Raw genomic sequence first — 5185 nt, forward strand, 5'->3', positions numbered from 1 at the left:
GGGGCCAAGGGGGGCAAAAACCCCCCCCCGCCCCCGGCCCCCCCCCCCCCCCCGGCCCTCCCCCGCCCCCCCGGCCCGGGCGTCTCCCCCCCCCCCGGCCCCCGCCCCCCACCCCCCCCCCCCCCCCCCCCCGTTAAACCCCCCCGGGGCCCCCCGCCCCGGGCCCGGTTTTCTGCTTCCCGCGCCCGAGTCCGGGAAGTCAGACGCCCAGCACGGTGGGCACGATCATCGGCCGGCGCCGGTAGGTATCGGCGACCCAGCGGCCCACGATCCGCCGGACGGCCTGAGCGATCCGATGGGTATCGGTGACACCCTCCCCGGCCAGCCGCAGCAGTTCGGCTTCCACCAGTTCGGCGGCCTCGGCCAGTGCGGTCGGGTCGTCGGAGAAACCACGACCACTCACCTCGGGCGTACTCACCGCTTTACCGGTGGTCGCATCGACAGCGACGGTGATGGCGATGAAACCGCCCTCACCGAGCACCAGCCGGTCCGACAGCGTGGATTCGCCGACATCACCCACCGACAGGCCGTCGACATAGACGTGCCCCACCGGAACCCGGCCGACGATCGAGGCGATCCCGTCGACCAGATCCACCACCACACCGTCCTCGGCCAGCACGACCCGCTCCTCGGGCACACCCGTGGCGACCGCCAGCGCGGCATTGGCGCGCAGATGCCGCCACTCCCCGTGCACCGGCATGGCATTGGTGGGCCGCACCGCGTTGTACAGGTACAGCAGCTCACCGGCCGAAGCATGCCCGGAGACATGCACTTTCGCGTTCTGCTGGGTGATCACGGTGGCACCGAGCCGGGCCAGGCCGTTGACCACGGTGAACACCGAATTCTCGTTACCCGGAATCAGCGAGGAGGCCAGAACGACCAGATCGTCGGGCCGGATATGGATCTGGCGGTGGTCGCCACGCGCCATCCGCGACAGCGCCGACAGCGGTTCGCCCTGGGAGCCGGTGGAGATGAGCACCAGTTTGTCCGGCGGCAGCGTGGCGGCCTGATCGAGATCGACCACGACCCCGTCCGGCACCGTCAGGTAGCCGAGGTCCTGCGCGATCTGCATATTGCGCACCATCGACCGGCCGACGAAGCAGATCCGGCGGCCGTACTTCTGGGCCACGTCCACGACCTGCTGGATCCGGTGCACATGGCTGGCGAAGGATGCCACGATCACCCGATTGCGCGCCTTGCCGATCACCGTGTCGAGGACACCACCGATCTCCCGCTCGGGTGTCACGAATCCGGGCACCTCGGCGTTGGTCGAATCGACCAGGAACAAGTCCACGCCCTCGTCGCCGAGGCGAGAGAAACCGGCGAGATCGGTGAGCCGGCCGTCGAGCGGCAGTTGGTCGAGCTTGATGTCGCCGGTGTGCAGCACCGTTCCGGCGGGAGTGCGGATGGCCACCGCGAGGGCGTCGGGGATGGAGTGGTTGACCGCGAAATACTCGCAGTCGAACGGCCCGTGCTCGGTGTGTTCCCCCTCGGTGACCTCGACCAGCCGCGGATGCAACCGGTGCTCCCGGCATTTCGCGGCGACCAGGGCGAGGGTGAACTTCGAGCCCACCACCGGGATATCGGGCCGCAGGCGCAGCAGGAACGGCACGGCGCCGATATGGTCCTCGTGCCCGTGGGTCAGCACCACCGCCGCCACATCGGCCATCCGGTCCTCGATCGGCCGGAAGTCGGGCAGGATCAGATCGACACCGGGCTGCTGGTCTTCGGGGAACAGCACACCGCAGTCGACGATCAGCAGTTTGCCGCCGTATTCGAACACCGTCATATTGCGGCCGATCTCCCCGATACCGCCGAGCGCGAAGACCCGCAGGCCCTGGCGGGGCAGCTTCGGCGGCAACGGCAGGCGGTCCTGCGCGGCGGTCTCCGGGGGTACCGGCGGGACGGAACGGGCGGAATCGCCGCGCCCGCGCCCGGTTTGGCGGCCTTTACCCCGGCGCGACCGGTCCCGCGAGCTGCGGGCCTCGGGTGCCGTTTCCGGCCGGGCCGCCGTGGTTTCCGGTTCGGGAGCCAGCCGTTCCTGTTCCCGCGCGCGCACGATCTCGGGTTCGCGCTCGGCGGAGGCCGCCGCGGTTTCCGTCTGCTGCGGGGCGGGGGCAGGCTCGGGCTGCGGGGCCGGCGACGGCTCGGCGGGCCCGGCCTCCCGGCGCGCGGTGCGACGGGGGCGGCGTGCGGCGGGTTCGGTCATTCGAGCACCCCGGCCGCCCGCAGATCCGCGGCCAGATCCTCGAGTTGTTCGGGGCTGGGCATTATCTGCGGCAAGCGCGGTTCGCCCACATCCACACCGAGCAACCGGAGACCACCTTTCGTCATCGCCACCCCGCCGAGCCGGGCCATGGCGGCATTGAGCCACAGCAGGCTCGTGTTGATATCACGCGCGCGCACCACATCCCCGGCGGTGAACGCGTCCACCATCTCCCGCAGCCGCTCCGGCACCAGATGGCCGATCACACTGATGAAGCCGACAGCACCCATGGCCAGCCACGGCAGATTCAACATATCGTCGCCGGAATAGAAGGCGAGATCGGTTTCGGCGATCAGCGCGGCACCGGCGTTCAGATCGCCCTTGGCGTCCTTGACCGCGACGATCCGCGGGTGTTCGGCGAGCCGGCGAATCGTATCCGAGGCGATCGGGACAACCGATCTGGGCGGAATGTCGTAGAGGGTCACCGGCAGATCGGTGGCGTCGGCGACGGCGGTGAAATGCGCGAATAGGCCCTCCTGGGTGGGCCGCGAATAGTAGGGGGTCACCACCAGCAGGCCGTGGGCGCCCGCGCGCTGGGCATTGCGGGCGAGTTCGATCGAATGCGCGGTGTCGTAGGTACCGGCACCGGCGATCACGGTGGCCCGGTTACCCACCGCGTCCACCACCGCGCGCAGCAGATCCGCCTTCTCCGATTCGGTGGTGGTCGGCGATTCGCCGGTGGTACCGGAAATCGCGAGCAGGTCGACACCCCGGTCGACCAGACGGTGCGCAAGGGCGACGCCGGTGTCTATGTCGAGCTTGCCCTCGGCGCTGAAGGGGGTCACCATCGCGACACCGACCGTGCCGGACGCGCTCAACACCGGAGGCGTCGATTCACCGTTCGTCATGGTCAGAAAGGCTACCCGGTCACCGGGCCACCCTCGACACCCTCGTCTGTGTTCTGAGCCGCCGGGCCCGGTGGTGACACCATACGAGCATCGCGACGACGGCAAACTCACGCTTGTATGACATCACAATCGGCGTCACACTGATGTCATGGATTTGACTCGATACACCGCCCGGATCCGCGACGATCTCGTCGCCGCGGCCGCCCTCGGCGACGAGAAAACGCAGGCCACGGCGGAGGCGCTCGCCAAGGCGGTGGAGAACTCGGCCCGGCTGACCCTGCTGGCCGCGCTCACCGAACTCGCCGACACCGTGTCCACCGAACTCGGCGACCGCACCGTGCGCGTTTCGCTGCACGACGACGAGGCCACCGTCGAAGTGCACCGGAACCCGGCCGGCGACAACCCCAGCTTCGAGGAAATGACCGGCGATATCAGCCGGGTGACCCTGCGCCTGGTCGAACAGGTGAAGTCCCGCGCCGAGGAAGCCGCCGCGCAGAGCGGGCAATCCCTGAACTCCTGGATGGCCGGTGTGGTGTCCGGTGCGCTACGCGACCAGATGCGCGGCGGCTACGGCAGCGGCAAACGCGACGACACACCCTGATCAGGTCGAGACCAGGACCGCACCGGTCCGGTCGATCTCGGTGCGGCGGTCCCCACCGGGCGCGCTCGCCAGGATGGTCGCCAGATTCCGCCGGCCCACCGGCAGTACCCGGACGGTGACCGCGCCCGCGTTCGCGGCGTCCAGTTCGCGCACCGCGAGCTCGAGCACGCGGTCCCGCAAGGCCGCCGCGACTCCGGTGAAGCCGCCGTCGTCGAGCAGCAGCACCTCCACCCCGCGCGACCGCGCGCCGCGCGCCGCCGCGTTGAGCTGGTCGGTGATCAGCTGCGGCGCCCGCAGACCATCGCGCAGCTCGGCCTCGAGCAGGCGGCACTGCTCCTGTTCGGCCGCGGACAGCTCCCCGCCGCGGGCGATCCGTTCCAGCATCGGGCGGGCCAGCTCGTCCAAACGGTTCAACTGCCGGACCCGCTCGGACCGCTCGGCCGCCATGGTCGCCGCCGCGGCGGCGCGCATAGCGGCATCGTCGTGCAACAGACGCAGCGACCGTTGGGTCGGCCGCAGGATCAGCGCGCAGACAGTGGCCCCCGCCAGGCAGGCCACGGGCAGGATCATCACGAACAGCGAGCCGACCGAGATATCCAGCACCCCGGCCACGAAGCCGAGGGTGAGCGCCACCGCGAGCGCCCCCGTCCACGCCGCGGCGATCCGGCCCCGCACGGCCAGAGCTGCCAGCACGAAGGACGCGGCGCAGGCCGTCCACGGCTGGCGGGGCGCGCCCTCCGCGAAGTTCAGATGGGCCGCCAGCACGGCCACCGGTCCGGCCGTGAGCACCGCGGCGGTGGCCGGCCACGGCAGCGGATCACCGGGACACACCACGAGTAGTACGCCCGCACCGAGCATCGCCACCAGCGCCACGAGCAACTGCGCGAGCGGAACACTGCCGGCCAGCGGAGTCGTGTACAGCGTGATGGTGACGGCGAGCCCCACCTGGAAAACCCACCCCGAGCGGCCGCGCATACCGAGCAGGGACCGCAGTTCGAATTCGGTATCGCGCTGGATCACCACAACCACCTCCGGCGTTGTGTCACCGCGACCGCGTCCGGCACTGTGCCGCGGGTACTCTCGCCCTCAGCGACGGCATCGGTGCCGTCCGCACCGCCGGCGCTACCCCACATCAGGGTGACCGTCGTCCCGTGGCCGGGTGCCGATTCGACGAATCCGGCCCCGCCGGGCAGTTGGCGCATCCGGCCCAGGATGCTCGCCGCGATCCCCAGCCGGTCGGGCGGCACCGCGGCCCGGTCGAAACCTTTCCCGTCGTCCCGTAATACGACCAGTAATCCGCCCGCGCCGACCGTCACGGTCACCTCGCGCCGCACCCGGCGGGCCGGGACCCCGGCATGGCGCAAACTGTTGCGGACGGCCTCGGCCAGTGCGGCCGCCCCCGCGGCGGGCCGCCCCGGCGGGGGCCCCCGATTGGGGGGGGTGGCGCCCCCGGGGGCCCGGGGCGCGGCG

Annotated in this window: 5 protein-coding genes; 1 reads left to right on the top strand and 4 read right to left on the bottom strand. The window is 71.0% G+C overall.

Going from position 1 to position 5185, the window contains the following annotated elements:
• Nucleotides 1-199: 199 nt before the first annotated feature.
• The gene (locus QH276_RS04960) at nt 200-2209 is read right to left on the bottom strand and encodes a ribonuclease J (protein WP_280398518.1); all 2010 of its coding nucleotides are present in this window, start codon (nt 2207-2209) and stop codon (nt 200-202) included.
• Complete coding sequence (gene dapA, locus QH276_RS04965; RefSeq protein ID WP_280398517.1) at nt 2206-3114, bottom strand: 4-hydroxy-tetrahydrodipicolinate synthase; 909 nt, start codon at nt 3112-3114, stop codon at nt 2206-2208. The genes QH276_RS04960 and dapA overlap by 4 nt, the downstream gene beginning before the upstream one ends.
• Before the next feature lie 148 nt (nt 3115-3262).
• Between dapA and QH276_RS04970 the strand changes: the two genes are divergently transcribed.
• Nucleotides 3263-3715: a hypothetical protein gene (locus QH276_RS04970; protein ID WP_280398516.1), complete on the top strand. Its 453-nt coding sequence runs from the start codon at nt 3263-3265 to the stop codon at nt 3713-3715.
• Here the strand turns inward: QH276_RS04970 and QH276_RS04975 are convergent, their stop codons facing one another.
• The gene (locus QH276_RS04975; RefSeq protein ID WP_280398515.1) at nt 3716-4744 is read right to left on the bottom strand and encodes a hypothetical protein; all 1029 of its coding nucleotides are present in this window, start codon (nt 4742-4744) and stop codon (nt 3716-3718) included.
• Nucleotides 4732-5185 (bottom strand): ATP-binding protein (locus QH276_RS04980; protein ID WP_348536948.1); only part of this gene is annotated, 454 nt, incomplete at its 5' end. The genes QH276_RS04980 and QH276_RS04975, both read right to left, overlap by 13 nt.

Origin of the sequence: Nocardia carnea (assembly GCF_029869215.1) — a bacterium.
GTDB lineage: Bacteria > Actinomycetota > Actinomycetes > Mycobacteriales > Mycobacteriaceae > Nocardia > Nocardia carnea_B.

Coding starts and splice junctions, on each gene's coding strand:
- QH276_RS04960 (WP_280398518.1), bottom strand. CDS start 2,209: ATGACCGAACCCGCCGCACGCCGCCCCCGTCGCACCGCGCGCCGGGAG.
- dapA (WP_280398517.1), bottom strand. CDS start 3,114: ATGACGAACGGTGAATCGACGCCTCCGGTGTTGAGCGCGTCCGGCACG.
- QH276_RS04970 (WP_280398516.1), top strand. CDS start 3,263: ATGGATTTGACTCGATACACCGCCCGGATCCGCGACGATCTCGTCGCC.